At 65.2% G+C, this 25,647-nt stretch carries 23 protein-coding genes and 2 tRNA genes; 7 read left to right on the top strand and 18 right to left on the bottom strand.

Going from position 1 to position 25,647, the window contains the following annotated elements; genetic code table 11:
* Positions 1-5: 5 nt before the first annotated feature.
* The 3 genes from P5W99_RS11505 to hemN form a co-directional block, all read right to left on the bottom strand.
* Positions 6-1,238 carry a tyrosine-type recombinase/integrase gene (locus P5W99_RS11505; RefSeq protein ID WP_421024545.1) on the bottom strand — a complete coding sequence of 411 codons (1,233 nt, stop codon included), beginning with the start codon at positions 1,236-1,238 and terminating at the stop codon, positions 6-8.
* Between the two features lie 173 nt (positions 1,239-1,411).
* A tRNA-Leu gene (locus tag P5W99_RS11500) sits at positions 1,412-1,496 on the bottom strand.
* Between the two features lie 118 nt (positions 1,497-1,614).
* Positions 1,615-3,000: an oxygen-independent coproporphyrinogen III oxidase gene (gene hemN, locus P5W99_RS11495; RefSeq protein WP_434660845.1), complete on the bottom strand. Its 1,386-nt coding sequence runs from the start codon at positions 2,998-3,000 to the stop codon at positions 1,615-1,617.
* Positions 3,001-3,234: 234 nt separating this feature from the next.
* Here hemN and P5W99_RS11490 point away from each other — a divergent pair, with 234 nt between their 5' ends.
* The 3 genes from P5W99_RS11490 to P5W99_RS11480 all read left to right on the top strand — a co-directional run bounded on the left by P5W99_RS11490 (position 3,235) and on the right by P5W99_RS11480 (position 5,151).
* Positions 3,235-3,522: a YkgJ family cysteine cluster protein gene (locus tag P5W99_RS11490; protein WP_434660843.1), complete on the top strand. Its 288-nt coding sequence runs from the start codon at positions 3,235-3,237 to the stop codon at positions 3,520-3,522.
* 57 nt (positions 3,523-3,579) lie between these two features.
* Entirely contained in the window at positions 3,580-4,203 is a 624-nt protein-coding gene (locus tag P5W99_RS11485) for a DUF1439 domain-containing protein (protein WP_421024542.1), read from the top strand.
* 93 nt (positions 4,204-4,296) lie between these two features.
* The gene (locus P5W99_RS11480) at positions 4,297-5,151 is read left to right on the top strand and encodes an undecaprenyl-diphosphate phosphatase (RefSeq protein ID WP_421024541.1); all 855 of its coding nucleotides are present in this window, start codon (positions 4,297-4,299) and stop codon (positions 5,149-5,151) included.
* Between the two features lie 92 nt (positions 5,152-5,243).
* Here the strand turns inward: P5W99_RS11480 and trmB are convergent, their stop codons facing one another.
* The 4 genes from trmB to P5W99_RS11460 all read right to left on the bottom strand — a co-directional run bounded on the left by trmB (position 5,244) and on the right by P5W99_RS11460 (position 7,436).
* Positions 5,244-5,987, bottom strand: a complete 744-nt coding sequence (gene trmB / locus P5W99_RS11475; RefSeq protein WP_421024540.1) for a tRNA (guanosine(46)-N7)-methyltransferase TrmB — start codon at positions 5,985-5,987, stop codon at positions 5,244-5,246.
* A 324-nt stretch (positions 5,988-6,311) separates the two neighbouring features.
* Positions 6,312-6,386, bottom strand: a tRNA-Gly gene (locus tag P5W99_RS11470).
* A gap of 93 nt (positions 6,387-6,479) precedes the next feature.
* The gene (locus P5W99_RS11465; RefSeq protein WP_421024539.1) at positions 6,480-7,043 is read right to left on the bottom strand and encodes a YggT family protein; all 564 of its coding nucleotides are present in this window, start codon (positions 7,041-7,043) and stop codon (positions 6,480-6,482) included.
* Between the two features lie 72 nt (positions 7,044-7,115).
* Positions 7,116-7,436 carry an EthD family reductase gene (locus tag P5W99_RS11460; RefSeq protein ID WP_421025253.1) on the bottom strand — a complete coding sequence of 107 codons (321 nt, stop codon included), beginning with the start codon at positions 7,434-7,436 and terminating at the stop codon, positions 7,116-7,118.
* 469 nt (positions 7,437-7,905) lie between these two features.
* Here P5W99_RS11460 and P5W99_RS11455 point away from each other — a divergent pair, with 469 nt between their 5' ends.
* Positions 7,906-8,067: a hypothetical protein gene (locus tag P5W99_RS11455; RefSeq protein ID WP_174220060.1), complete on the top strand. Its 162-nt coding sequence runs from the start codon at positions 7,906-7,908 to the stop codon at positions 8,065-8,067.
* Positions 8,068-8,452: 385 nt separating this feature from the next.
* Entirely contained in the window at positions 8,453-8,761 is a 309-nt protein-coding gene (locus tag P5W99_RS11450; RefSeq protein WP_421043230.1) for a hypothetical protein, read from the top strand.
* 125 nt (positions 8,762-8,886) lie between these two features.
* On the opposite strand, the gene P5W99_RS11445 is transcribed toward P5W99_RS11450, so the two are convergent.
* Both P5W99_RS11445 and P5W99_RS11440 read right to left on the bottom strand, forming a co-directional pair.
* Entirely contained in the window at positions 8,887-10,359 is a 1,473-nt protein-coding gene (locus P5W99_RS11445; protein ID WP_434660840.1) for an NAD-dependent succinate-semialdehyde dehydrogenase, read from the bottom strand.
* A gap of 154 nt (positions 10,360-10,513) precedes the next feature.
* On the bottom strand, positions 10,514-12,103 hold the full coding sequence (locus tag P5W99_RS11440; protein ID WP_434660839.1) for a UbiD family decarboxylase: 1,590 nt from the start codon (positions 12,101-12,103) through the stop codon (positions 10,514-10,516).
* 557 nt (positions 12,104-12,660) lie between these two features.
* Between P5W99_RS11440 and P5W99_RS11435 the strand changes: the two genes are divergently transcribed.
* Positions 12,661-13,869 (top strand): transglycosylase SLT domain-containing protein, encoded by a 1,209-nt coding sequence (locus P5W99_RS11435; protein ID WP_434660838.1) that lies wholly within the window; start codon positions 12,661-12,663, stop codon positions 13,867-13,869.
* A 136-nt stretch (positions 13,870-14,005) separates the two neighbouring features.
* Here P5W99_RS11435 and P5W99_RS11430 read toward each other — a convergent pair whose 3' ends face one another.
* From P5W99_RS11430 to P5W99_RS11390, 9 genes are all read right to left on the bottom strand, one after another.
* On the bottom strand, positions 14,006-15,199 hold the full coding sequence (locus tag P5W99_RS11430; protein ID WP_421024534.1) for a pyridoxal phosphate-dependent aminotransferase: 1,194 nt from the start codon (positions 15,197-15,199) through the stop codon (positions 14,006-14,008).
* Positions 15,200-15,299: 100 nt separating this feature from the next.
* Positions 15,300-15,734, bottom strand: coding sequence for a transcription antitermination factor NusB (gene nusB / locus P5W99_RS11425; protein WP_035522241.1), 435 nt, complete (start codon positions 15,732-15,734; stop codon positions 15,300-15,302).
* Positions 15,731-16,243 (bottom strand): 6,7-dimethyl-8-ribityllumazine synthase, encoded by a 513-nt coding sequence (gene ribH, locus P5W99_RS11420; RefSeq protein ID WP_129562624.1) that lies wholly within the window; start codon positions 16,241-16,243, stop codon positions 15,731-15,733. The genes nusB and ribH overlap by 4 nt, the downstream gene beginning before the upstream one ends.
* A 54-nt stretch (positions 16,244-16,297) precedes the next feature.
* Positions 16,298-17,458 (bottom strand): bifunctional 3,4-dihydroxy-2-butanone-4-phosphate synthase/GTP cyclohydrolase II, encoded by a 1,161-nt coding sequence (gene ribBA, locus P5W99_RS11415; RefSeq protein WP_434660835.1) that lies wholly within the window; start codon positions 17,456-17,458, stop codon positions 16,298-16,300.
* 226 nt (positions 17,459-17,684) lie between these two features.
* Positions 17,685-19,514, bottom strand: a complete 1,830-nt coding sequence (locus P5W99_RS11410) for an ABC transporter ATP-binding protein (RefSeq protein WP_421024532.1) — start codon at positions 19,512-19,514, stop codon at positions 17,685-17,687.
* 572 nt (positions 19,515-20,086) lie between these two features.
* Complete coding sequence (locus P5W99_RS11405) at positions 20,087-20,722, bottom strand: riboflavin synthase (protein WP_421025252.1); 636 nt, start codon at positions 20,720-20,722, stop codon at positions 20,087-20,089.
* A gap of 44 nt (positions 20,723-20,766) precedes the next feature.
* Positions 20,767-21,927, bottom strand: a complete 1,161-nt coding sequence (gene ribD / locus P5W99_RS11400; RefSeq protein WP_434660833.1) for a bifunctional diaminohydroxyphosphoribosylaminopyrimidine deaminase/5-amino-6-(5-phosphoribosylamino)uracil reductase RibD — start codon at positions 21,925-21,927, stop codon at positions 20,767-20,769.
* A gap of 98 nt (positions 21,928-22,025) precedes the next feature.
* Positions 22,026-23,315, bottom strand: a complete 1,290-nt coding sequence (gene hemL, locus P5W99_RS11395; RefSeq protein WP_434660831.1) for a glutamate-1-semialdehyde 2,1-aminomutase — start codon at positions 23,313-23,315, stop codon at positions 22,026-22,028.
* Between the two features lie 198 nt (positions 23,316-23,513).
* Complete coding sequence (locus P5W99_RS11390) at positions 23,514-24,050, bottom strand: hypothetical protein (RefSeq protein WP_434660829.1); 537 nt, start codon at positions 24,048-24,050, stop codon at positions 23,514-23,516.
* A gap of 289 nt (positions 24,051-24,339) precedes the next feature.
* Here P5W99_RS11390 and P5W99_RS11385 point away from each other — a divergent pair, with 289 nt between their 5' ends.
* Positions 24,340-25,575 carry a Bcr/CflA family multidrug efflux MFS transporter gene (locus tag P5W99_RS11385; RefSeq protein ID WP_434660828.1) on the top strand — a complete coding sequence of 412 codons (1,236 nt, stop codon included), beginning with the start codon at positions 24,340-24,342 and terminating at the stop codon, positions 25,573-25,575.
* The last annotated feature ends 72 nt before the right edge of the window (positions 25,576-25,647 follow it).

Below are 25,647 nucleotides of genomic sequence, written 5' to 3'. Positions count from 1 at the left end.
GACTGTCACGAAGTCGCTGTTTTGCCGGTCTCGATACGAATCACTTCTGCGCCCAACCGGAGCCGATCCAGGTAATCGGCCCATTTCTGCATCATCGTCCGGCGCTCCTTGATGAACTTCGTGCGGTTGTAAGCCGTTCCGAGGTTGTCCGGCACCGTGTGCGCGAGCTGATGTTCGATCACTTCCGGCTTCTGCTCGAGCTCCTCGTGCAGAATCGTGCGCGCCATCGCACGGAAGCCGTGTCCCGTGATCTCCGTGCGCGTGTCGTAGCCGAGCCGGCGCAATGCAGCATTGATCGTGGCCTCGCTCATCGGTCGGTTTCGATCGCGCGTGCCAGGGAACACATAGCGGCCGGCACCGGTGAGCGCATGCAGGTCGCGCAGAATGGCGATCGACTGCGTGGAGAGCGGTACCAGATGGTCGGTATCGGTCTTGGTGACGAGATAGCGCCATTCGCCCTTGTCCAGATCGAACTGGGACCATTCTGCTTGGCGAAGTTCCCCGGGCCGGACGAACAGCAGCGGCGCCAGCCTGAGTGCGCAGAGAACCGGAAAGGTGCCGGTGAACCCGTCGAATGCGCGCAGCATTTCGCCGACTTTTGTCGGCTCCGTGATCGAAGCGAAGTGGTTTGTTTGCGCCGGTGGAATGGCGCCGACGAGATCCCGCGCAGGGTCGGCCTTGCAGTGCCCCTCCTTGATCCCGTACCGGAATACTCGGCTTATTTCACTGCGCACACGGTGAGCGGTGAAGCGGGCGCCGCGACTGTCGATACGCTTGAGGACGGCCAGAATCTCGGGGGCGTCAATTTCGGTGATCGGACGCTTGCCAAGCCACGGGAACACGTCGTTTTCCATGCGGGCGAGTGTCTTCGCATGCTGGGCGGGCTCGACGGTACCCTTGCGCTCAGCCATCCAGCCACGCGCGACTGCTTCGAAGGAGTTGGCCGCCGCGAGCCTGGCGGCGCGTTTCTCTAGGCGCTTGACGTTGCTAGGGTCAAATCCGGCAGCCAACTTCTCACGAGCCTCCTCCCGCTTCTTCCGAGCCGCCGCCAGCGATACGTCCGGGTAGACGCCGAGCGCTAGCGTTTTGTCCTTCCCGGCGAAGCGGTAATTCATCCGCCAGTACTTCGCCCCGGACTTGTCGAGCTGAAGATACATGCGGCCGCCGTCTGACAGGCGGTTGCCGGTTCCGTCCGGGTTGTAACGCGCGTTCCTGACCTGGGTGTCGGTGAGCGGCATGGTGGTATCTCCTATCGGAGAAGGGCTGCAGCGAGCCAGATACCACCCAAAATACCACCCGATACCACCGGCTGTCCAAGGATCAAACCGGACCGCCGAGAAAAGAAAAACCCCGCAAGGCCTTGATCTTGCGGGGTTTGTCGGAATACTTCGGCTTTCGCCGGAACATCTTCTGGTGCCTCGGGCCGGAATCGAACCGGCACTCCTTTCGGAACCGGATTTTGAGTCCGGCGCGTCTACCAATTTCACCACCGAGGCAAGTTCGCCGCCTGCTTTTACAACAGGCGCTCGAAGTAGCCAGAGATTATGGCGCAAATTCATGGCTGCGGCAACTCCTGGTGCCCATGAGCACCTGCGGGGGCACCGGTGGCTGCGCTCAGACCGTGCGAGAAAACCGCTCGATCGTTTGAGCCCCGAGGTACCTGTCGAATACCATCGCAATATTGCGCACGAACATGCGCCCAGCAGGCAGCACTTCGATCCGGTCGGAGCGGCACGTCACGAGGCCGTCGGCTTCGAAGGCGCGCAGGCGCTCCAGTTCAGGCGCGAATTCGGCCGGGAAGCGCACGCCATAGGCGGCTTCGAATTCATCGAAGCGCAGCGCCAGATTGCACATCAGCTCTGTGATGATGTCGCGGCGCAGGCGGTCGTCGGCCGTGAGGCGCACGCCGCGCGTCACGGCGAGTTGCCCGGCGTCGATGGCCGCGCCGTAGCTCGCCAGGTCCTTGGCGTTCTGCGCGTAGACATCGCCGACCCTGCCGATCGACGAGGCGCCGAAGCCGATCAGATCGCACTCCGCACGTGTGCTATACCCCTGGAAATTGCGATGCAGCGTGCGTTGCGCCTGGGCGCGCGCAAGCTCGTCGGTGGGCAGCGCGAAGTGATCCATGCCGATATAGACGTAGCCGGCCTCGGTCAGCTGCTCGACCACGAGTTGCAGCAGCGCGAGCCGCGTGGCCGACGAGGGCAGCGTGGCGGGGTCCATCTGCCGCTGCATCTTGAAGAGTTGCGGCATGTGCGCGTAGCCGAATACCGAAATGCGCTCGGGTGCGAGCAGCAGAATCGTGTAGAGCGTGCGCTGAAAGCTGCTGACACTCTGGTGCGGCAAACCGTAAATCAGATCGACGCTGATCGACTCGAAGCCGTTCGCGCGCGCCGTGTTCATGACGTCGACCGTGAGTTCGAGCGGCTGGAGGCGGTTGATTGCGCGCTGCACGACGGGATCGAAGTCCTGCACGCCGAGGCTCAGCCGGTTGAAGCCGAGCGTGCGCAGATGCGCGATGGTTTGCGCCGATGCCTCGCGCGGATCGATCTCGATCGAGTATTCGCCCTCGCTGTCGGGACGCAGCGCGAAGTGCTCGCGCGTGGCGGCCATCAGCGTGCTCATTTCCTCCAGCGAGAGAAAGGTGGGCGTGCCGCCGCCCCAATGCAACTGCGAGACTGGCCGCGTTGTATCGAAAAGCGCCGCCTGCAGTTCGATTTCGCGCACGAGTTGTTGCACGTAGGGTTTCGAGCGCTTGCGGTTTTTGGTCGCGACCTTGTTGCAACCGCAATAAAAGCAGACGGTGTCGCAGAAGGGGATATGGAAATACAGCGAGAGGTCGGTTTCCGCCGCGCCAGGGTCGGACGCGGCGCGCCGGTAGTGATCGAGGTCGAAATCTTCGCGGAACTGCAGTGCGGTGGGATAAGACGTATAGCGCGGGCCGTTCGTGCCGTATTTGGCAAGCAGATCGGGGCGAAAGAGTAAGTCGGTGTCGCTCATGCGGGCTCTCAGGTGGGCGGCGCGGCACCCGCGATGCGCCACATGGCATCCAGAGCGGGGCGTTCCAGGGCGCCTGACTAACTGAGTGTAAGAGTCGATTGGCCGAGTTGTTTGTGTAAAAAGGTCGCAGCGTGCGATGGCACAATGCCAACAGCCTTTTGCTTTGCCTGCACATGTGCTGGTTCGGCGACGGGTTTTTTCGAATCCGTAACAGTTTTGCTTCAGGAAGTCGTCGTGAGTGCAGGTTTCCTTCTTTCCGCGTCTGGCCACGCATGCCGCCCCGGTTGCGGCGCGTGCTGTATCGCGCCGTCCATTTCGAGTCCGATTCCTGGCATGCCGCACGGCAAACCCGCGGGCGTGCGCTGTGTGCAGCTCGACGAGGACTTGCAGTGCAAAATATTCGACTCGCTGTTGCGTCCCGCCTGTTGCTCGGGTCTTCAGCCGCAGGCTGAGATGTGCGGCGCGTCGCGCGAGCAGGCGCTTGTCTGGATCGAGCGCCTCGAAGCGGCCACCAGTCCGTAGGCGCTCGCTGGAGCCCGTTGTACTTCGCAACGCCGTTGTTCATTAAGGAGATTTCGCATGATCCGACGCGCGCTGCGCGCCTTTTCCCCTTCGCGCAACCCGGGTACGCCTCGCGCCACCCGAAGGGCTTTTGTGCTCTCCGCCTGCGCGGCGGCCTGCGCGGCCATGTCGCTGGGCGCTTGTGCGTCGGGCATCTTTCCTTTTATTCCCGATCACTACACCTTCTCGCAGCAGCAGGTGCAGGACGCGGTGCAGCGCAAATTCCCGTATCACCGCTCGGTGCAGCAGCTTTTCGACGTCGAACTCACGAACCCGGTCGTTACCCTGCTTCCGGATCGCAATCGCGTGGCGGTGCGCGTCGACGCGCATCTCGAAAGTCCGCTGATGCAGGAACCGGTGAGCGGCGCGTTCACGCTCTCGAGCGAACTGGCCTACGATGCACCGAGCCGCGCGGTCATTCTGAAGTCGCCCACGGTGGACAGCGTCGATATGGCGGGCAGCGCCGCCGTCTACGCGCCGCAAGTGAACGCCGTTGCCGCGATGGCGGCTACCCAGCTGTTGGCCAACTATCCCATTTACACGTTCAAGCCGGATCAGCTTCAGTTTGCCGGGGTGAACTACGAACCCGGTACAATCACCATCCTTACAAACGGCATACGCGTGCAGATCGTCGAGAAATAAGCGACGGGAAGCTCGCCGCGTGCAGCCGTCGGCGGGCGTGCACGCGAGCGGCGCACGATCCCTCCGGCGCATATTTTCCGCAAGGGAGTGGGGATGGACTGGATTGTGGCGGGCAAGGCCCTGATTCTGGGCATTGTCGAGGGGCTGACGGAATTTCTGCCGATTTCGAGCACTGGACACCTGATCGTGGCGGGGAGCGCGCTCGGTTTCGACGGCGAGTTCGAAAAAACCTTCGACGTGGTGATCCAGTTAGGCGCCATCCTTGCCGTGTGCTGGGAGTTCCGCCGCAAGATCGGCACTGTGGCGATGGGGCTGCCCACGCGGCCCGAGGCGCGGCGCTTCGCGCTCAACATCGCCATTGCGACGATTCCTGCCGTGGTGCTGGGACTGCTGTTCGAGAAGGCGATCAAGTCGGCGTTGTTCTCGCCGGTTCCGGTTGCATTCGCACTTGTCGTGGGCGGCCTGATCATCTTGTGGGTGGAGGGGCGCCGGCGCGCCGGCCCGGGCACGGGGGCCGACAAGGCGCCGCCGCCCGCGCGCGTGAATTCGCTGGACGACATCTCGCTGCTCGACGCCTTCAAGGTGGGCCTGGCGCAATGTTGTGCGCTGATTCCCGGCATGTCTCGCTCGGGTTCGACCATCATCGGCGCGATGCTGTTCGGCGTCGAGCGGCGCGTCGCTACCGAGTTTTCGTTCTTCCTCGCGATTCCGATCATCTTCGGCGCGACGGTCTATGAAATGCACAAGGCCTGGCAGACGCTCTCGGCCGATTGGCTCGGGCTGTTCGGCGCGGGCTTCGTTGCTGCGTTTGTCAGCGCGTTTGTCTGCGTGCGTTGGCTGTTGCGCTATATCGCGTCGCACGATTTCACGGCATTCGCGTGGTATCGCATCGCGTTTGGCCTTGTGATTCTTCTGTTCGGCTATGGCGACGGGCTCGACTGGCAGTAACGCTGTGAAGCGGCTCGCATCGCCGTCGGAACCGGCGGCGTCGGATTGCAAAACGGGCGCCGCGGCGCCCGGTTGTCTTTGCTGGCGACGCGTTAGCCTGCGCGGCGCTTGAACACCAGATCCCATACGCCGTGACCGAGCCGCAGACCGCGACGCTCGAACTTGGTCACCGGGCGATAGGCAGGGCGCGGCGCGTAGTCGGCGGCCGTGTTTTCGAGAGCGGGCTCGGCGCCCAGCACCTCGAGCATTTGTTCCGCGTAGTTCTGCCAGTCGGTTGCACAGTGCAGGTAGGCGCCAGGCTTCATGCGCGAGACGAGCAACTGCACGAACTTCGGCTGGATCAGCCGGCGCTTGTGGTGACGCGCCTTGTGCCACGGGTCGGGAAAGAAGATGTGCACGCCGTCGAGGCTCGCGGGAGCGATCATCTGCTCGAGCACTTCGACCGCATCGTGCTGAATGATGCGGATGTTCGTGAGATTCTGCTCGCTGATCAGCTTGAGCAGTGCGCCCACGCCGGGCTCATGGACCTCGACGCCGAGAAAGTCGTCTTCGGGGCGTAGCGCGGCGATCTCCGCGGTGCTCGCGCCCATGCCGAAGCCGATCTCCAGCACGCGCGGCGCGCGCCGGCCGAACACGGCGTCCCAGTTGGTGTTTTGATCGGCGGCCTCGGATGCGTAGGGTGCATACGGCACCACGAAGCGCGGGCCGAGTTCGTCGAGCGCGCGGCGCTGGCCGGTCGAGACGCGCCCCGCGCGCGTCACGAAGCTGCGGATGCGGCGGTGGTGCAGGGAGTGATCGGTGCTTGCCTGCGCGGCTTCGGTCGAAGTATCGGGCATGGCCGTTTCCTGCGACGGGTTCGCGGCGGGGTTCTCCGCTGTGGCGGGCGGCGTGCAGTCAGTACGGGCTGCGTCGTTCGGATCGTGGTTCATCTTCGAGGACGGGAGGTGAGAGCGGCGGGCTTCGCGGTCCTGTCTGCAGGGCGAGCCGTGTCGCCGGGACGGCGGCGTTCGGGGCTTGCGGGTTGCGTCGGGAGAAAGTCCGCGCATGGACGCCGGAGCGCTGCGAGGCGCATTACCGCAGATCGCAGCCGCTCGAAGCGGGCCGGCTGGAGAGATGCCACTGCGCCTTGCATGAATGCGCGAGACAGCGCGGCGAATTCGTGGAGCGGGCGATGGGAATCGAACCCACGTCTCCAGCTTGGGAAGCTGGGGTAATAGCCATTATACGACGCCCGCAGAGCGCGCTATTTTACGCGGATTTCACCGGGTTGCGCAATCGCGCCGCGCCTCCCGGGACGCGGCGCAAATCAGATTCAAATCAGATTCCAATCAGATTCCAAACAGCGTGAGCGAGACTGCGGCGCGCGTGACCACCATCAGCAACACCTGGACGATCACGAACAGCAGAATGGGCGAGAGGTCGAGCCCGCCGAAGTTCGGCAGAATGCGCCGAATGGGATTCAGGAACGGCGCCGTAAGCTGAAGCAGCACGGGCATCGCCGCCGAGTGCGGGTTCAGCCACGAGAGCAGCGCCATCAGGATCGTCAGCCACAGGAGCAGGTTGAGCGCCCATTTCACGACCGTCAGTACCGCGACGATCAACAGCGTAGGCAAGAAACCGAGCGGGTCGACGCCCGCGAGCCATACCATCAGCAGCACATAAGCCACGGCGGCGATCAGCGCCGCCACGACGCTCGCGAGGTCGATGCCGCGCAGGCCGGGAATCACGCGGCGCAGCGGCAGCACGAGCCAGTTGGTTGCCTGCTGGATGGCATGCGTTACGGGGTTGTACGGCGGAACGCGGACGAACTGCAGCCAGACGCGCAGCAGCAGGGCGGCGCCGAACAACGTGAAAATCGTGTTGAGCAGAAAGCGGGCGATATCGCCGAACATCGGTGTTGTTTCCTTCTTGTAGTGAGTGACGGTGTGTGGCGGCAGATTTCGGGCGTGTGCGCTGCTGGCGGGTCAGACGGACACCTTGACCTCGCTGACCAGGATCGTGCCATTGCCGCCGTCGGTGTAGTTGGGAATATCGTCGACGAGCGTCTTCTGATGAGGCTTGAACACGGCGTAAAAATCATCCAGCGTTTCGAACAGGAAATGTCCTGCCGCAACGTACGGGGGCGGCGTGCCCGGCGGCCCGGCGTTGATGCCGATATCGATCGACCAGCCCTTGAGCTTGTCGCCGAAAAGTTGCGCGGCGAGCGGCATATGCCGCGTGGCGTAGTACTCCGTGTCGAATCGACCGTTTTCGCGGTACGGATAAAGGATGCTGATCTTGATCATTGGGCGTTCCCGTTGATGAATCCCGATGCGCGTGCGCACTGCCGGCGTGCGCCGTTGCCACATTACCACGGCTTATGCTTTGCCAGTGATGGTGCGAAACGTCGGATGCGAAGAGGCCGCGTAGGGGATTTCGGACGCTTTTGGGGCAAACGGTTAAAGTGAGCCAAAGCGCTCGTGCAGGGTCCCACGCCGCGAAATGTTCGTTGTCGTACCGATGCAATAGGCAAGCTCCAATTAAAAGGCATGTAAGGAGCGGCGACGATGATGTGTGCAGCCTGTTCGCCTTCGCGCAGCACGGGGACCTGGCAACTAACAGGTCCCGGGCTATCTGTCACGCATCTGCGGCTATCTCGCAACACTGCGTTTGTCGGTTCGCAAACCTGCGCACAATGGTTCTATGGCTCCGGTTTCGTTGTTGCTGTTTGCAATTGGGCTGTTTCCTGTCGGTGGTCCGATTTGGGAGGTCACGATGAGCATCTTCGCTTACCGAAAGCATCTGCGGTTTCTCACGCCCCATCAGCGTCGCCGTTGGTGGGATCAGAAGAAGCGTCTCACGCCGCGCGTGCGGATTAGCGGCGCCTATGTCCCGCCCAGCGTTACGCGCGAGTTCACCTACGTGAAAGTCGGATAGCGCCGCCACTTGCGCTCTGCCATTGCATTTCGACGATGCCCGGTCCGTGAACCGGGCATCGTCGTTTCAGGCCCGCCCGGATGCCTCGCGTTGGCCAATTTGTAATGAAACATTACCTGCTCGTTTGGCGGTGTCCCCAATATTTCCGGTAAAAATGACTGGGTGGCGGCGAGGAGCGTTTGGAAGGCGCGATACGTCGAGGTTTGGGCCTTGCGTCATCAGATATTTGTGGCATTGCCTTGATTCAACGTCAGGAAGCCCGCATCGGCGATTGCAATTTGCAACAAATAGCTACCTTTGACGGCCTCCGTTTTCGATAGAGTGCATGTGTGGGCTTTGCCCGTCATGTGGAGCGACGCCGTCGTCGGTCGCCAGGAGAAGAGAAGTGAAAAAGACCGTTTCGTTTATCGTTGCCGCTGTGCTGGGTGTGGGGCTCGTCAGCGCAGCCGAGGCGCACGTTTCGGTGGGTATTGGTATTGGCATTCCTGTCGCACCGGCGTATCCGGTTTACGCTGCGCCGGTCTACGCGCCGCCGCCTGTCGTCTATGCCCCGCCGCCGCCGGTGGTGTATGCGCCGCCGCCCGCAGTTGTCGTGGGTGGTTACGGCGGCTATGGCTACTATGGCCGTCCGTACTGGCGCCATGGTTACTACCGCGGCTATCGTGGTTACCACGGTGGCTGGGACCGCCACTAAGCTCGACGGATGATACCGGGTGGCTTGGCGCCACCCGCCTGAAGTTCTCCGCCACGGCGCAACGCCGGCTCATGCCGCGTTGCGCCGTTTGCTTTTCAGTTGCCAGGCGCGGGTGCGCTGTGCGGTCAGACGCCCATGCAGAGGTACTTGAGCTCGACATATTCGTCGATGCCGTATTTCGAGCCTTCGCGCCCGAGCCCCGACTGCTTGACGCCGCCAAACGGCGCAACTTCGTTCGAAATGAGCCCGGTGTTGATGCCGACCATGCCGTACTCGAGCGCCTCGGCAACGCGCCACACGCGGCCGATGTCACGGCTATAGAAATAGGAGGCGAGGCCGAACTCGGTGTCGTTCGCGAGGCCGATGACCTCGGCTTCGTCGCGGAAGCGGAACACCGCGGCAACCGGCCCGAAGGTTTCCTCGCGCGCGATCAGCATTTCGCGCGTGACTTCAGCAAGCACGGTGGGCTCGACGTAGCGGCCTTCCAGCACCTGGCCGCCGGTGACGAGCCTGGCGCCCTTCGACGTCGCGTCGCCGATGTGCTGCGTCACCTTTGCAACCGCAGCGTCGTCGATCAGCGGTCCCTGGTTGACGCCGGCCTCGAAGCCGTTGCCGACCTTGATCTTGCGCGACGTGGCGGCGAGCTTTTCGACGAACGTGTCGTAGATCTTGTCGTGCACGTAGAAGCGATTGGTGCACACACAAGTCTGGCCCGCGTTGCGATATTTCGAGATCATGGCGCCTTCCACGGCGGCATCGATATCGGCATCGTCGAATACGATGAAGGGGGCGTGGCCGCCCAGCTCCAGCGCAATTTTCTTGACCGTCGGCGCGCATTGCTGCATGAGAATGCGGCCCACCGGCGTCGAGCCAGTGAACGAGAGGTGGCGCACGACGTCGCTTTCGCAGAGCGCTTTGCCCACTTCGATCGAATTGGCCGAGTCGGCGGTGATGACGTTGAACACGCCCTTGGGCACGCCAGCGCGCTGTGCGAGCTCGGCGAGCGCGAGGGCGCACAGCGGCGTTTGTTCGGCCGGCTTCACGACGATCGTGCAACCCGCTGCAATAGCGGGCGCGACTTTGCGAGTGATCATGGCGATCGGGAAATTCCAGGGCGTGATCGATGCGCACACACCAATCGGCTGCTTGAGCACGACGAGCTTGCGATCGCTCGCCGGGCTCGCGAGTACGTCGCCGTTCACGCGTTTCGCTTCTTCGGCAAACCATTCAAGAAACGAGGCGCCATAGAGCACTTCGCCGCGTGCCTCCGCGAGCGGTTTGCCTTGCTCGGCGGTCATGATTGCGGCGAGGTCATCGGCGTGCTCGATCACGAGGTCGTACCAGCGGCGCAGTATGACGGCGCGTTCCTTGCCGGTCTTTGCGCGCCAGGCAGGCAGTGCCGCATGCGCGGCGGCAATGGCGCGGTGCGCCTCGGCGGGGCCGAAATCGGGCACGCGGGCGATTTCCGCGTTGTCGGCGGGGTCGAGCACGGCGAAGGTCGCGGCGCCGCCGCTCCACTCACCGTCGATCCAGGCGCGTGTCTTGAAGAGTGCGGGATCCTGCAACTGCGTCAGGCGTTCCGATGCGGACAAGCTCATCTTCGTGTCTCCTCGATGCGTGTGCGGCGCGGCCCGAAGCGGGCCGTATCGCGGTGAGCGAGCGCGGCGTCGCGAAGGCGTCGCGGTGTGCAACGAATATGCAGCGCCCGGGCTACGGCTCGACGTTAAGGCTGCGGGCCGGCGCCCGCAACCCTCAAGTGCGCCCGAGCCCGAGTTCCTCGTAAAGGCGGTCGACACGCACCTTTACGTCCTGAGTCATCTCGATGGCGCGGCCCCATTCGCGGTCCGTTTCGCCGGGCCACTTGTTAGTGGCGTCGAGGCCCATCTTCGAGCCGAGGCCCGCAATCGGGGACGCAAAATCGAGATAATCGATCGGCGTATTTTCGACGAGCACGGTGTCGCGTGCGGGATCGATGCGCGTGGTGATCGCCCAGATCACTTCTTTCCAGTCGCGAATATTCACATCATCGTCGACTACGACGATGAACTTCGTATACATGAACTGCCGCAGGAAGCTCCAGACGCCAAACATGACGCGTTTTGCGTGCCCGGGGTAGCTTTTCTTCATCTGCACGATGGCCATGCGGTAGCTGCAGCCTTCGGGCGGCAGATAGAAGTCGGTGATTTCCGGGAATTGCTTCTGCAGCAGCGGAACGAACACTTCATTCAGCGCGACGCCGAGCACAGCCGGCTCGTCGGGCGGCTTGCCTGTATACGTAGAGTGATAGATCGCGTCGCGCCGCATGGTGATGCGCTCGACCGTGAAGACGGGGAACCACTCCTGCTCGTTGTAATAGCCGGTGTGGTCGCCATAGGGTCCCTCGAGCGCGTGCTCGTAGGCGGCGCTCGCGCCTTTCGTCGGGCGCGGCGGTGCGCCCGACGGAGCAGTAGGCTGGGCACTGCCGTTCGCGCGATCATGGGGGTAGATGAACCCCTCGAGCACGATTTCCGCGCGTGCGGGAACCTGGAGTGTGTCCACACCGGGCGTGATGCACTTTGCAAGCTCGGTGCGCCCGCCGCGCAAGAGACCCGCGAACTGATATTCCGAAAGCGTATCGGGCACCGGCGTAACGGCGCCGAGGATGGTGGCCGGGTCGGCGCCGAGCACGACCGCCACCGGATAAGGTTTGCCAGGGTTCTGCAGCGCGAATTCGCGGAAGTCGAGCGCGCCGCCGCGATGCGCGAGCCAGCGCATGATGAGTTTGTTGCGCCCGATGAGTTGCTGGCGGTAGATGCCGAGGTTCTGGCGCGTCTTGTTGGGCCCTCGCGTGACCGTGAGGCCCCAGGTGATGAGCGGGCCGGCGTCGCCGGGCCAGCAGGTCTGGATCGGCAGTTTCGCGAGATCGACGTCGTTATCTTCCCAGACGATCTCTTGGCAGGGCGGCGCACTCACGGTCTTCGGCGCCATGTCCCAGACGGCTTTGGCAAGCGTGAGCAGCTTGCCGGCGTCCTTCAGGCCGCGCGGCGGCTCGGGTTCCTTCAGCGCTGAGAGCAGCCGCCCCACGTCGCGCAGCGACTCGAGCGCTGCGCCGTCGCCGGCGCTCTCAGGTGCATCGATGCCCATGCCGAGTGCGACGCGCCGCGGCGTGCCAAAGAGGTTGCCCAGCACGGGGAACGCATGGGTCGCGCGGCTCTCGAATAACAGGGCGGGACCGGCGGCGCGCAATACGCGGTCGCAGAGTTCGGTCATTTCCAGCACCGGAGAGACAGCTTGTGGAACGCGGCGCAACTCGCCGAGCGTCTCCAGGCGACCGACGAAGTCGCGCAAGTCTTTGTATTTCATCAGGATAGGAGCGGAGCCGCAGCGTGCGGCGAGGGCAGAGGCGAAACGTTTGTCGATTTTACCCGTGTTACTTGACGCACGCTGTCAGCCAGATTGGCTAACCGGCCGCAGACGCTCACTGAATGGGGGGTTGCCCGGATTGAACAGTGTTCATTATTACAAATAGTTATAAATTTGACATTCTATAGTGTTGACCATCTATTAAAGCCTGCTAGAATCCGTCCACACTGGTTGCAGGGCTTGCAATTTCTAACCACCATCCCGGTCCTTTCAGACGCAACGCGTCACCGTTTAGCCGACTCCCTGCACGGCTCTTCACGGTCTAGATTGGTTGTCTTAGCCGGCGCCTCTTTGCGCCGGCTGTTTGCGTGAGAACCTCTCATGCACGCCCAAGGCGTGCCCGGTAGTCAGGAAGGGGTTCCACTTACGGCGTTCCTGCCGTTTTCCCGACACCGTTGCCGCACCAGCCAGGGCGCACGGTGTCTTGATCCTGCGATTGGCATTTGGCCTCGTGTCAGCTTCGGTCGCCGGATCATGCAACATGGGAGATCCGTTAGATGAATACCTGGTTATCGTGGTGGCGCGCCGATGAGCGTTTCGCTTCGGGGCTGCGTGCGCTACTGCGACGTGGCACGCGTTTGAGCCACCATCTGTTCAGCATCGTGGGCGGTTGCGCCGTCCTGGTTGCGCTCGCTATCTGGTTGCTGCCCTCGTGGCGCGGCGCGGTGGCGGCGCGCATGATGCCTTTTGTTTCTGCAGCCGTGCAGGCGGGCCCCGCGCGTCTGCTGCAGGGCAATCCGCTGCCTGCGGTCCTGCCGCCGCCCAGCGTGATGGCGAACGAAGACAGCAAGGCTGGCGCTGTGGCATTTCTTCCCGATGCCGGTGCGCCCGCGGCTAACGTGACGCCCGGCGCTTCCAACGGTGTGGTGGATCGCGTCGCAACCAGCGTTTCCAAAGGCGGCATGGCCACGCTCGACGCGGTCACGCTCAATGGTCTCGACCCGCGTTCGCTGCCGAGCGTCGGCACGCTGGCGCGCATGATCCCGTCGCAGCGCATCACGCCCGATGCCCGCGACGACCGCGTGCTGGTTTCGGCGCGCGAACAGGCGATGGTTGCGACCTATATCGCGCGCCGCTATCGCGTGGCGCAGGAGCCGGTCGGCGAACTCGTCAAGGCTGCCTTCGACACCGGCCGTGAAGTGGGGCTCGATCCTCTGCTGCTGCTCGCGGTCATGGCGATCGAGTCGGGCTTCAACCCGTACGCCGAAAGTGGCGTGGGCGCACAAGGTCTCATGCAGGTCATGTCGAAGGTTCACTCGGACAAATTCCGGTACTTCGGCGGCCAGAGCGCTGCGCTTGATCCGCTCGCGAACATCAAGGTCGGCGCGCTGGTCCTGAAGGACTGTATCGCGCGCGGCGGTTCGCTGCCGGGCGGTCTGCGCCTGTACGTGGGCTCGACCTCGCCCGACGACGGTGGCTACGGCGCCAAGGTCATGGCCGAGCGCGGGCGTCTGCGCGACGTGGCTCGTGGCCGCAACGTGCCGATCAACGCGCCACAGGCGCCTGTGACGTCCACGGCCGGCACGTCGTCGGTGCAGAAAGTGGCGAGCACCAGCGGCGAGAAGCGTGTGCACGTGACGCTCGACAACGCGCATGCGCTGGTGGAGAAGCCCGCGGCCGAGAATACCGCACCTGAACAGGACGACGCCAACAACGGCGCCAGCACGGCGGCCCAGAAGCACAGCCAGTCCGAGTTCGGCGCGTAACAAGGTATCGAAAGGCATCGAGATCGGACTCCGGCCAGCAGGACATGCTGGCGAATACGAAAAACGAAAAAGGCACCCTCGGGTGCCTTTTTTTCATGTCTGCCGGCTTGGCGGCAGCAACGGAATCGCTGGGGGATCAGCGATTGAACAAGGTCCGCAGCCGCCCGACCGCCTCTTCGAGCCGCTCGTAAGCCGTGGCATATGAGAGCCGTACATATTGGTGCGGCGCCGCCGCGCCGAAGTCCATGCCCGGAACCATCACCGTGCCTGCATCGTGCAGCATAGCGCGCGTGAGCGCGTCGCTGTCGCCGGCCGCCGGGTGATTGACGTTCGTGCAGTCGGCGTAGACATAGAACGCGCCGTCGGGCATCACCGGCACGGTGAAGCCGAGCGACTCGAGCGCAGGCGCGATGAAGTCGCGGCGGCGCTTGAACTCCAGCCGGCGTGCTTCGTAGATGTCCAGCGTCTGCGGCTCGAAACAGGCGAGCGCCGCATGTTGCGCGAGCGCCGACGCGCAGATGAACAGGTTCTGCGCGAGCTTTTCGAACGCGCCGACCAGCACGGGCGGCACCACGAGCCAGCCCAGCCGCCAACCGGTCATGTTGAAGTACTTCGAGAAGCTGTTGACGGTCACCACGTCGTCGCCGAAGGAGAGGGCGGAGACGGGGCGAGCGTCGTAGCTCAAGCCTTGATAGATCTCGTCGACGATCGTGAAGCCGCCGCGTGCGCGCACGGCCTTCACGATGCGTGCGAGCTCGTCGGGCTCGATCGAGGTGCCGGTGGGGTTCGACGGTGAGGCGAGCAGCACGCCGCGCGTGCGCGCCGTCCACAGACGCTCGACGTCGCCGGCGGTGAGCTGGAAGCGCGCCTCCGGGCCGCTCGGCACGAGCACCGGCTTGCCTTCCGCGGCGGCCACGAAGTGCCGGTTGCACGGATAGCACGGGTCGGGCATGAGCACTTCGTCGTCGCGGTCGACGAGCGCCGTGCAGGCGAGCAGCAACGCCGCCGAGGCGCCGGCCGTCACGACGATGCGTGCCGGATCGACCTTCAGGCCGTAGGCGTGTTCGTAGTGCGCCGCGATCGCCTCGCGCAGCGTGTGGAGGCCGAGCGCATTCGTATATTGCGTGACGCCACGGCGCAGCGCCGCGGCGGCGGCCTCGACGACGGGCTCGGGCGCCGTGAAGTCCGGCTCGCCGATGCCCATATGGATGATGTCGCGACCGGCGCGTTCGAGCTTCGCGGCCTCCTTCGCCAGTTCCATGACGTAGAAAGGCTGGATCTCGTCGACGCGCGCGGCAAGCCGCAGCAGCGGTTCGGCAACAGTGTTCATGCGGGTGTTTCCAGTGCTTGCGGGCGATGGAGCGCGCGAGAGGCCGAGGGCTCGATGCCCCGGCCCCGCGCGCTTCATGCCATTACAACCCTTACCGCCATTACGACCGGCGGGCGGCCTGGGCTTCGGTGGCGCGCAATTGCGCCGCGAGCTTGTCGAGTACGCCGTTCACGTACTTATAGCCGTCAGAGCCGCCGAAGGTTTTCGTGAGCTCGACCGCCTCGTTGATGACGACGCGATACGGAATGTCGACGTGGTGCTTGAACTCGTAGGTCGCCACGAGCAGCACCGCGCGCTCGACGGGCGAGAGCTGCTCGATCGGACGGTCCAGGCACGGCACGATGGCGGCGGAGAGCTCCTCCGATTCGCGGATCACGCCGTGCAGAAGGGCGTCCAGGTGCTCGTGGTCGGCCTTGTCGTAGCCCTGCGAACCGCGCAGCTGCGCGTCGATCTCGCCGGCGGGCACACCCGACAGCAGCCACTGATACAAGCCCTGCGTGGCCAGTTCGCGGGAGCGGCGGCGCGCACTCTTCATTGCTGTTCCTCTTCGTCTTCCTCGTCTTCGTCGTCGTCGCCACCGTCGAGCTGCTCCAGCGCGACCGTGAGGTTCGCCATTTCGACGGCGACGCGCGCGGCGTCACGACCCTTCTCGGTCATGCGCGCGATGGCCTGCTCATCGTTCTCGGTCGTGAGGACCGCATTCGCGACCGGCACGCCGAAGTCGAGCGCGATGCGCGAGATGCCCGCGCCGCTTTCGTTCGAGACGAGCTCGAAGTGGTACGTCTCGCCGCGCACGACCGCGCCGAGCGCGATCAGGGCGTCGAATTGGCCGCTTTCGGCGAGCTTTTGCAGTGCGAGTGGAATTTCCAGCGCGCCCGGCACGGTGACGAGCAGCACGTCTTCGCCGGTGACGCCGAGGCGTTCGAGTTCTTCGATGCAGGCGTCGACGAGGCCGTTGCAGACGGGTTCGTTAAAGCGCGACTGGACGATGCCGATGCGCAGTCCATCGCCGTCGAGATTCGGTTGGTATTGTCCGATTTCCATGTGATATCCGTAGGTTCGGTTGAGCGTGGTGACGCGTGAAGTGGGGCCTGCGGTTTAATGTGCAGAGCGGTCGGCGGCTTCCGGCGGGCAGGGCGCTTCTGCGTCGCTGCCCGGCATCGGCACGAAGCCGGTGACTTCGAGGCCATAGCCCGACATGCTGCCGAGGCGGCGCGGCTTGGAGAGCACCTGCATGCGGCCCACGCCGAGTTCGCGCAGGATCTGCGCGCCGATGCCGTATGTCTTAAAGTCCACCGGCCGGCGCGCGAGCGCCTCTGCGCGCTCCTTCTGGTCGAACGCCTTGAAGACGTCGATCAGATGTTCCTTGGTGTCGCCGCAGTTGAGCATGACAATCACGCCGAGATCGCGCTCGGCGATTTCACGCATGGCCGCGTCGAGCGTCCACGAGTGCGTGGAGGAGCCCGTTTCCAGCAGATCCAGCACCGAAAGCGGCTCGTGCACGCGCACCGGCGTGTCCTCGCCGGGCTTGGGCGTGCCGCGCACGAGCGCGATGTGCGGCGTGCGGGTGGGCTGGTCGACGTACATGACCGCGCGGAACGTGCCGTGGGCGGTGTGCATGGTGCGCTCGGCCACGCGTTCGACGATCGATTCGGTGCGGCTGCGGTAGTGGATCAGGTCGGCGATGGTGCCGATCTTGATGTCGTGCTCCTTGGCGAACTCGATCAGATCGGGCAGGCGCGCCATCGTGCCGTCGTCTTTGATGATCTCGCAGATCACCGCCGCCGGCGTGAGGCCCGCAAGCGCCGTGAAGTCGCAACCGGCCTCGGTGTGGCCCGCGCGCACGAGCACGCCGCCGGGCTGCGCCATGATCGGGAACACGTGGCCCGGCTGCACGATATGCTCGGCGCGCGCGTCATGTGCCACGGCGGTCTGGATCGTGCGTGCGCGGTCGGCGGCGGAGATGCCGGTGGTGACGCCTTCGGCCGCCTCGATGCTGACCGTGAACGCCGTGCCGTACTGCGTGCCGTTTCGATAGGTCATGAGCGGCAGGTTGAGCAGCTTGCAGCGCTCCTGCGTGAGCGTGAGGCAGACCAGGCCGCGGCCGTACTTCGCCATGAAGTTGATGGCTTCAGGCGTGACGAACTCCGCTGCGATGACGAGGTCGCCCTCGTTTTCCCGGTCTTCTTCGTCGACGAGGATCACCATCTTGCCGGCTTTGAGCTCGGCGATGATTTCAAGGGTGGAGGCGAGCGTCATGGTGGAATTTTGGCTGGAAAGCGCACATTTTACGCCACGCGGGCGGGCGCGTCGCCCAGAACGAAGGGTGGCGGAGGGATTTGGGTCTGGCGTGTGCGTGAGCGGGCTTGCAGGCGTTGGGCGTTCGCCTCGCCGGATGCGCATCGGGCGTATGCAAGGGTCGGCCGAACGTCCCGCACGCCCCCCGAGTGGCGCTTTCGCGACAATGAAGCTGTTCGGTCGCCGTTTATCGCAGCACGACATCGTCGGCGAGTCCCTTCGTGAGCTCCAGCGCCTGGCGCTCGAACAGGCGGCGGTACAGCCCGTTCTCGCGGCGCACGAGTTCGTCGTGCGTGCCTTCCTCCGCGACGCGCCCGCGCTCGAGCACCAGCAGGCGGTCGAGCGCGCGCACGGTCGAAAGCCGGTGCGCGACCACGACCGTCGTGCGGCCCTCCATCAGCCGCTCCATCGCCTGCTGGATCAGCACTTCGCTTTCGCTGTCGAGACTGGAGGTCGCTTCGTCGAAGATCAGGATCGGTGCGTTTGCAAGGAACGCGCGCGCGATCGCCACGCGCTGGCGCTCGCCGCCCGAGAGCTTGACGCCGCGCTCGCCCACGAGCGTTTCATAGCCGCGCGGCAGCGCCATGATGAAGTCGTGCGCGCTCGCGAGTTTCGCCGCCAGCACGATCTCGTCGTGGGTCGCGCCGGGCCGCGCATAAGCAATGTTCTCGGCAAGCGAGCGGTGGAACAGCACCGGCTCTTGCTGCACGATGGCGATCTGCGAGCGCAGCGACGCCTGCTGCACCTGCGCGATGTCCTGGTCGTCAATCGTGATGCGGCCGTCGGTGACATCGTAGAGGCGCTGGATCAGCTTGATGAGCGTGGTCTTGCCGGAGCCCGAATGGCCGACCAGACCCACGCGCTCTCCCGGCGCGATGCGCAGCGAAAGATTCGCGTAGAGCGGCCGCTCGTGCGCGCCGTAACGGAACGTCATGTTCTCGAAGCGGATGTCGCCACGGTCGATCACGATCGGTGGCGCGCCCGCTTCATCTTCGATGCCGAGCGGCTGGGCTTCGAGCATCACCAGCTCTTCCATGTCGTTGACCGAGCGTTGCAGGTTGCGCACGTGCATGCCCACGTCGCGCAGATAACCCTTGAGCAGGAAAAACAGCGTGAGCGCGAAGGTGATGTCGCCCACGCTCGCGAGCCCGTGCGCCCACAGCAGGAGCGCCGCGCCGAGTATGGCGGCCTGCATCGCAACCAGCAGCGCGCCCTGTACGCCGCCGTTGAAGGTGCCGCGCCGCCAGGTGCGGCGCGTGCGGCTGTCCCATTTGTCGATCACGCGCGCGAGCCGTGCCTCTTCGCGCGTTTCCGCGCCGAAGGCCTTGACGACCGCGTTGCACGAAATGGCGTCGGCGAGCGCGCCGCCCATCTTCGTGTCCCACTGGTTCGCGAGGCGCGCCGACGGCGCGACGTAGAACAGCGACAGCGACACGGTGATGGCGAGATAAAGCACCGAGCCGATACCGACCACGAGGCCCATGACGGGCCACTGCAGCGCGAGCAGGGCGGTCGAGCCGACCAGCATCACGAGCGACGGAAAGAGCGCCACGAGCAGCGTGTCGTTGAGCAGGTCGAGCGCCCACATGCCGCGCGTGATCTTGCGCACGGTCGAGCCGGCGAAGCTGTTCGCGTGCCAGTCGGTGGAGAAGCGCTGCACGCGGTGAAAGGCGTGCGTGGCGATCTCGCTCATCATCTTCAGCGTGAGCACGATGATGTTCTGGAATGCGGCCTGGCGCATCAGCGTGCCGGTGAGCCCGAGCGCCGTCAGTGCCCCGAACGCCGTGACGGCGGCGTGCCAGGCGGCGGCATTGCCGCTCGCGGCGTCGTGCGCGAGCGCGTCGACGAGTTGGCCCGCATAGTGCGGCGTGAGCACGTCGGCGAGCGCGCCCAGTAGCGCGGCGAGGGCCACCGCGCCTGCGCGGCGCGGCTGGCGCGACCACTGCCGGAACGTGAAGCCGAGAACATTGCGGAACGTTTGTCCGCCGGAAGCAGGGTTTTTGTCTTGGTCTGCCATGGACAGATGCTTCGGGCCAAAGGCCTGAAGACTCTTCAGAAATGCGATGAGCGGAAAACGGGGTTCGCTCGTTCAGGCACCGGATGCCGAACGTCAATCCTCGAAATCGTGGGAAAGCGGCGTGGCGGCCAGATCGCCGCCACGGGCGCACCGCCCGAGACGCGCCGTCGTGGACGCAGTCAGCGCACCGGAAGCAGCGCGTGCGCGATATGTGGCATCACCCGAACCGGCGGCATGACGGCGGCCTTCTTGACTACTGCCATCTTTGCCTCCTTCATGGTGTTCGGGTGGGGAGCGCGCGGCGCGTCAAAAAGGCGGCCGCGAGGGAATTTGGACGGATTTTATCAGTGATGCTGCAGTTGCGCTTGCGCGGTGCCCGGGACACAGAGTCAGGGCCATTTTGGCGGAAATTTTGACCCTGTTGAATGGGCGAAGAGCCGAATTTTGGAGACCTGACGATAATACGAACCGTAGGTAAGGGTCGTGCACATTCGGAATCACCGCCGCCATCCAATCGCGAATTTGGCCAGATCGGGGGAGGCAGCGGTAAACCGTGGATTTCAAAATCCGGATTATTTCAACGGTTTAGGGTTGTTCTGAGATGCACCGAGCATCCGCTCCACATACCGCGCAATCAAATCGATCTCGAGATTCACCTTCGCGCCGGCCACGAGGTGCTTGAGCGTGGTCACTTCAACGGTGTGCGGGATCAGGTTGATCGAGAATTCGCAGCCGTCCGCGCGGTCGTCCACCGAGTTTACGGTCAGGCTCACGCCGTTGACCGTGACCGAGCCCTTATAGGCGAGATAGCGGCCGATCTCCGCGGGTGCGAGCACGCGCAGCTCGTGCGACTCGCCGACGGGCGCAAAGCGCGTGACAGTGCCAAGGCCGTCCACGTGGCCCGAGACGATATGGCCTCCCAGACGGTCGTGCGCGCGCAGCGCTTTTTCCAGATTCACTTCGCCGGTGTCGGCGAGGCCCACGGTGCGGTTCAGGCTTTCGCGCGAGACGTCCACGTCGAAGCGGGTCGCAGATTTTTCGATGACGGTCATGCACGCGCCCTGAATGGCGATGCTGTCGCCGAGCTGCACGTCGTCGAGGTCGAGGCCGCCCGCGTCGACGGTGAGGCGCACGCCCGCATCGGCGTCGCTGCCGAGCGGCTTGATCGATTCGATGCGGCCCACGGCCGCGACGATTCCGGTAAACATCTGGCTGTCCTTTGTATTCAGTGCGTTCAGTTCGTCAGAAACAATCATGATGCGTCTCCATGCGCGTGCGTGTCCGCGTCGAGATTCGTATTCGAGTCATCGGGCACGAGGCGCGCGAGGATGCGCAGATCCTCGGCGACGCGCTCGACCGAGTGAAACGCGAGGCGCGTGCGCGCATCGAGCGTCGCGGGCGCGGCAAGATTGAACATGCCGAGCGCGTCCGTGCCGAGCAGCGAGGGCGCGAGATAGACGAGCAGCTCGTCCACGCAGCCTTCGCGCAGCAGCGATCCATTGAGCTTGTAGCCGGCTTCCACGTGCAGTTCGTTCACGCCGCGCGCGGCCAGCTCCGTGAGCACGGCGGGCAGATCCACCTTGCCGCCCGCGTTGCCGAGCGCGACGATTTCGGCGCCGCGCGCGCGCAGCGCATCGGCGCGTTCCTCGATGGTGGCGTCGAGCGCGGCGCAAAACACCAGCGTGGGCGCGCCAACGAAGATCTGTGAGAGCGGCGAGGCGTCGAGACGGCTGTCGATGAGAATGCGCTTGGGCTGGCGCGGCGTGTCGATCGCGCGCACGGTCATGCGCGGGTCATCTTCCTTCACAGTGCCGATGCCCGTGAGGATGGCCGAGGCGCGTGCACGCCACGCGTGGCCGTCGGCGCGCGCGGCTTCGCCCGTGATCCACTGGCTTTCGCCCGAAGGCAGGCCGGTGCGGCCGTCGAGCGATGCCGCCACCTTCATGCGCACCCAGGGGCGCTTTCTCGTCATGCGCGAGACGAAGCCGATATTCAGTTCGCGCGCTTCGTTGGCGAGCAGGCCGCAGCGCACTTCGATGCCCGCGTCGCGCAGTATCGAGAGGCCGCGCCCCGAAACGAGCGGGTTGGGGTCCTCCATCGCCGCGATCACGCGCGCGACCTTCGCTTCGATCAGTGCATTCGCGCAGGGCGGCGTGCGGCCGAAATGGCTGCACGGTTCGAGCGTAACGTAGGCAGTGGCGCCGCGCACTTCGTGGCCGCGCGCACGCGCGTCCCTCAACGCCTGGATTTCGGCGTGGTCGTGGCCAGCGGGCTGCGTGAAGCCCTCGCCGATCACCACGCCGTCCTTCACCAGCACGCAGCCGACGCGCGGGTTCGGATCGGTCGTGTACAGACCGCGCACCGCGAGGGCGAGCGCGCGCTCCATGTAGGTGAAATCGGCTTGCGAAAACATGTCGTGCGGGCTCCGGGGCGTTGCGGACGAGGGGCGGGGCGTGCGCCCCGCGTTCGGCTGATGCTCGGCGCGCCTTGTTGCGCGCCTTACGGTGTGCCTTACTGCGCGGCGAACGCGTGGCGCGCGGCGGCGATCGTTTCGTCGATGAGGGCGTCGTCGTGCGCGCTCGACACGAAGCCCGCCTCGTAAGCCGACGGAGCGAAGTACACGCCCGCGTCCAGCATCTGATGGAAGAAGCGGTTAAAGCGCGTCACGTCGCTCTTCGTGACTTCCGCGAAGCTGCCCGGAACCTTGTCCGCGAAATAGAGACCGAACATGCCGCCCACCGAATCGGCGACGAACGGCACGTTCGCTTCGCGTGCGGCCTGCGAGAGGCCTTGCGCGAGCCGCGCGGTCTGCGCTGTGAGCCGGTCGTAGAAGCCCGGCGCCTGAATGAGTTGCAGCGTCTTCAGGCCCGCGGCCACGGCGATCGGGTTGCCCGAGAGCGTGCCCGCCTGGTACACGCCGCCGTTGGGGGCGAGGTGGTCCAAGATCTCGCGGCGGCCGCCGAACGCCGCCGCCGGCATGCCGCCGCCGATCACCTTGCCCAGACACACGAGATCGGCCTGCATGCCGTAGAGCGCCTGCGCGCCGCGCAGGCCGACGCGGAAGCCGCACATCACCTCGTCGAAGATCAGCACGCTGCCGTGCTTCGCCGTGAGGCTGCGCAGCGCGCCAATGAATTCGGGCGTGGCCTTCACGAGATTCATGTTGCCCGCGACGGGCTCGACGATCACGGCGGCGATCTCGTCGCCGAACGCCTTGAACGCTTCTTCGAGCGCCGCGACGTTGTTGTACTCGAGCACCGTGGTGTGCTTCGCGATGTCCACCGGCACGCCCGCCGATGTGGGGTTGCCGAACGTGAGCAGACCCGAGCCGGCCTTCACGAGCAGGCTGTCGGCGTGGCCGTGATAGCAGCCTTCGAACTTCACGATGCGGTCGCGCTTCGTGTAGCCGCGTGCGAGCCGCAGCGCGCTCATGGTGGCTTCGGTGCCGCTCGACACCATGCGCACCTGCTCCATCGACGGCACGATCTTGCAGATTTCCTCGGCGATCTCGATTTCTGCCTCGGTGGGCGCGCCGAACGAGAAGCCGTTGACGAGCACGCGCTGCACGGCTTCGAGCACCTCGGGGTGGACATGGCCGACGATCATCGGGCCCCACGAGCCGATGTAGTCGATATAGCGCTTGCCTTCGGCGTCCCAGAAGTACGCACCTTGTGCGCGCTCGATGAAGCGCGGCGTGCCGCCGACCGAGCGGAACGCGCGCACGGGCGAATTGACGCCGCCCGGAATGGTGCGCTGGGCGCGTTCGAAGAGGGCCTGGTTCGTGGACGAGCTGTTGGACATGGGTGCTGGGCCTGCGAGAGTGGTTGGTGCGGTGGCTGCAGTGGTGTGATCAGGCGCGCGGCAGGCGGGGCCTTGGCGCGCCGACGCTCGGACCCCATGCGGCTCGGGGCCGGCCAGACGAGGTGCCGGGCCGGGCGCCAGCGAAGGGGCGGCAATGGCGAAATTGTACCGGACTCACGCCGAGTGGGCCGGGGGCCGCTACGGACGGCGCGCGGTCCGCGCAAGCGCGTCATGCGCCGCAACCGCCGCAACCGCCGCAACCGCCGCAACCGCCGCAACCGCGGCGGCCGGCATGGGCCGCTTGCCGGTCAGCTCGGCCCAGCGTTTCTCCAGCGCGCCCTCGGCGATCGGCTTGATGACCGTGCCCGAGCTTTGCGCATCCCATGTCTGCACGGAAAACGGATGGACGCGCAACGCGTCGCGCGCGATGACGACGTTGTCGTTGGCGTCGACCAGCCAGTCGTAGACGAAGTCGATGCATAGCCGATAGCCGCGCTTGTACGCGAGGTCGGGCACCTCGTAGGGCGCGCGCGTCACGTAGCCGGAGCCGAACAGGCCGCGCGGCTCGGAGGCGACGCGATGCAGGAACACGCGGTCGCCGGGCAGGATGCCGCGTGCGAAGCCGCAGCCCCAGGTGTCGGCGACGGCAGCGCTTTCCTGAACGCGGCGCGCGCAGTCGGGCAACTCGGGCCAGGGCCACTTCCTGGGGCTCCAGATCAGCAGGTAGGCGCTCATGAACGAAGCTCGCGCCGTGCGGCGCATTGAAGAACGGGAAAGGGCGCAGCTTAACGCAAAGCGTGGGCGCAGCCCGGCCTGGCCGGCCTTGCGCGATGCCGAAAGCGGAATTTAAGCGTCGGGTACAATGCCCCCGCTACGTAGCCGCTTTTTGCGTCACCCGCGTCGCACTTGCATCGCAATCGAGATGCGGAGGAGAGACGCGGATGAGACCCCAACCGGTTCATGCCGAAGCGGCCCAGAACACCGGGACCGCGCCCTCGGCGACGGTCCGCTCCTGGTCGATCCCATGCCCCATTCCCCGCGACGCCGGCCCGATGGCCGGCTGATCCTGTTGCTCGGCGTGCTCGCCGCCTGCGGCCCGCTTGCCACCGACATGTACCTGCCGAGCCTGCCCGCCATCGCCCAGTCGTTCGGCGTGAGCACGGCTGCGGCCGCGCTCACGCTCACGAGTTTCATGGCCGGCTTCTCGATCGGCATGCTGCTCTACGGCCCGCTCTCCGATGCCTACGGCCGTCGCCCCGTGCTGCTGGGCGGCATCGCGCTCTTCACGCTCGCGAGCATCGCATGCTGGTTCTCGTACTCGGTGGGCGAGCTCACGGTCGTGCGCTTTCTGCAGGCGCTCGGCGCGGGCGCGGCCTCCGTGCTCGCACGGGCGATCGCGCGCGACGCGCACGAGCCGTCCGACGCCGCCAAGGTGCTGTCGATGGTCGCCATCGTCACCTCGATCGGGCCGCTGCTCGCGCCGCTCGTCGGCGGGCAGTTGCTGCTGCTCGGCGGCTGGCGCGTGGTGTTCGTCGCACTCACACTGTTCGGCCTCGCGTGCGCTGCGGCCGCCTGGCTGCGCGTGCCCGAGACCTGGCCCGCCGAGAAGCGCGAGAGCGGCGCCGTGCTGCGCTCATTCATGGCGTACGAGCGGCTGCTGCGCGACCCGCTCGTCTGGGGCCACATGCTGTGCGGCGGCATGGCGTTCGCGGCCATGTTCACCTATATCTCGGCCACGCCGTTCGTCTATATCGAGTACTTCCACGTCTCGCCCCAGCACTACGGGCTGTTCTTCGGCGCGAACGTGTTCGGCATCATGCTCGGCAATTTCCTCAACACGCGCTTCATCGGGCGCATGGGCACGCTGCGCATGGTGTCGATGGCCTCCACGGTGAGCATCGCCGCGTCGTTCTTTGTTGCGCTCGTGTGCGTGACGGGTTGGGGCGGGCTGTGGTCGATCGTGGCAGGGCTGTTCTTCGTGGTGGGCGTGGTGGGGCTGCTGAGCGCGAACTGCGCGACCGATCTGATGTACCGCTACCCGAAGAACGCCGGCGCGGCCGCTGCGGTGTTCGGCGCGACGCAGCTCGCGCTGGGCGCGTTCGCGAGCGTCGTGGTCGGCTGGTTCCCGGGTGTCTCGCCGCTCGGCATGGGCTGCACGATCGGCGCGTGCGGCGCGCTCACCTGGGTTGGCCGCCGCATCGTCGTGAAGTGGCATGGCCGGCCCGCGCCGGGCGTCAGCCAGACGGCGTCGAACGCGTAAGCGCGCACCATGAACAACGGGACGCCGAGGCGTCCCGTTGTTCATTTCATCGCACGTTCGCGTCGCGCATTT

The sequence above is a fragment of the Paraburkholderia sp. A3BS-1L genome, assembly GCF_051125215.1.
Lineage (GTDB): Bacteria > Pseudomonadota > Gammaproteobacteria > Burkholderiales > Burkholderiaceae > Paraburkholderia.
The sequence above is the reverse complement of the archived record's forward strand: the minus strand, read 5'-3'. Positions and strand labels throughout refer to the sequence as shown.